Raw genomic sequence first — 2,004 nt, forward strand, 5'->3', positions numbered from 1 at the left:
GGACGCGCGCCGCGACGCGGGCGCCGGACCGAAGCGAGCCGTGGCGCCGACGGAACGTCGCCGTGTGCCGATCGACGACCGGCCAGTCGAATTCTGGCCCACGTCCGCGATCCGGGCCGCGCTGGAGACAGACGACCTTGAGGTCTGGCAGCGCATTGTCGTCGCCATCAAACGCGACCCGTACGGCAGGACCGCGCGTCAGGTCGAGGAAGTGCTGGAAACCGCACGGCCATACGGGGTTTCCAAGGCACTGTCGGAGGTGCTGTCCCGCACCCGCGAGCACCTCGAGGCCAACGAACGCGCAGAGGTCGGCCGCCACGTGCAGACACTGCTCGAGCGATCGGGTCTGGGCCAGGACGAGTTCGCGTCCCGCATCGGGGTTGCGAGCAAGGAGTTCGCGGCCTACTTGTCCGGTGAGACGAGTCCGCCTGCGTCGCTGATGATTCGGATGCGTCGGCTGTCCGACCGGTTCGCCAAGATGCGGAACCAGCGCCACTAGTGGTGTGTCCCCCAAATAATTGGTAGTGAATTGGTATGATTTCAGTATGAGCAAACCCGTGCCCGCATTAGCGATGACCGATGGACAGCGTGAGGTGTTGGAGTCGTTGGCCCGGTCACAGTCCGCGGCGCATCGGGAAGTGGTGCGGGCCAAGGCTTTGCTGATGGCCGCCGACGGCGCGGCGAACGCGACGATCGCTGCCGCGGTGTCGGTGTCGCCGGCCACCGTGGCGAACTGGCGCACTCGGTTCGCCGAGGACGGTCTGGTCAAGTTCGGGCAGGTCCGTGAGGGGCGAGGCCGCAAGCCCTCGATCCCAGACGCCACGCTGGAGAGGATCGTGACGCTCACCGAGGAATACCGGCCGCAGGGCGAGACGCATTGGAGCACAAGGACGATGGCCGGGGTTGCCGGGGTCTCGAAGAGCACCGTGCATCGGGTATGGCAGGAGTTGGGCCTCAAACCGCACCAAGTCGACACGTTCAAGGTGTCGGGCGACCCGAAGTTCGAGGAGAAACTCGTCGATGTCGTGGGTCTGTATCTGAACCCGCCGGAGAACGCGATCGTGCTGTGCGCCGACGAGAAGTCCTCGGTGCAGGCGCTTGACCGCACGCAAGCGTCGCTGCCGATGACGAAGGGCCGCGGGCAGACGATGACTCACGACTACAAGCGCAACGGCACCACCACCCTGTTCGCGGCGTTGAACGTGTTGACCGGCATGGTGATCGGGCAATGCCTACCCCGCCACCGCCACCAGGAGTTCCTGAAGTTCCTGCGCACCATCGACCGAGAGGTGCCCAAGGTCCTGCAGATCCACGTGATCCTGGACAATTACAGCACCCACAAGCACGACAACGTGCAACAGTGGCTGGCCAAGCACCCCCGCTTCCATCTGCATTTCACCCCAACCTCCTCATCGTGGCTCAACCAGGTGGAACGCTGGTTACGTGAGCTGACCGACAAAGCGCTGCGGCGCGGCACCTTCGCGTCGGTGCCCGACCTGATCTTCTCCATCCAGGAATACATCGACGCCCACAACGAAGACCCCAAACCCTACAAGTGGACCGCCACTGCCGAATCGATCCTGGCCAAGGTAGCGCGAGCACGCACCACCCTGAATACTGTCAACTAATTGCGGGACACACCACTAGGTGCACAGATTCGACGTGCGGGCCTGCGAGTCCGAAGACCTGCCAGCTGTACCGGGCGCGCCGTGTCCGGTGGTTCATCGCCTCGCGGAATGGGCGAACGGCCGAACGGCTGGCGGTGCCGTCCTCGGTTCGACGTCCCGTGGCGATGGCCATCCCGTCGTACGTTGAAGGACGTCGTCATGACCGCAGCTGCACCGTTCACCACAACCATCATCGGATCCCCACGCATCGGACCCAATCGCGAACTCAAACGAGCAGTCGAGAAGTACTGGGCGGGCCGCATCGATCGCACCGAACTCGAAGCCATAGCGGCGACGCTGCGCCGAGACACCTGGGCACAACTCGTGTCGGCCGGCC

General features: G+C 64.5%; 2 protein-coding genes and 1 pseudogene. All 3 read left to right on the forward strand.

Annotated elements, in window-relative coordinates:
* A partial coding sequence (locus tag VN856_RS08845) for an XRE family transcriptional regulator (RefSeq protein ID WP_414686906.1) occupies nucleotides 1-499 on the forward strand: 499 nt, incomplete at its 5' end.
* Nucleotides 500-545: 46 nt separating this feature from the next.
* The gene (locus tag VN856_RS08850) at nucleotides 546-1,628 is read left to right on the forward strand and encodes an IS630 family transposase (protein WP_325688093.1); all 1,083 of its coding nucleotides are present in this window, start codon (nucleotides 546-548) and stop codon (nucleotides 1,626-1,628) included.
* Nucleotides 1,629-1,826: 198 nt separating this feature from the next.
* Nucleotides 1,827-2,004: pseudogene (locus tag VN856_RS08855) on the forward strand (5-methyltetrahydropteroyltriglutamate--homocysteine methyltransferase); the annotation flags it as partial.

The sequence above is a fragment of the Mycobacterium sp. genome, assembly GCF_035603715.1.
Taxonomy (GTDB): Bacteria; Actinomycetota; Actinomycetes; order Mycobacteriales; family Mycobacteriaceae; genus Mycobacterium.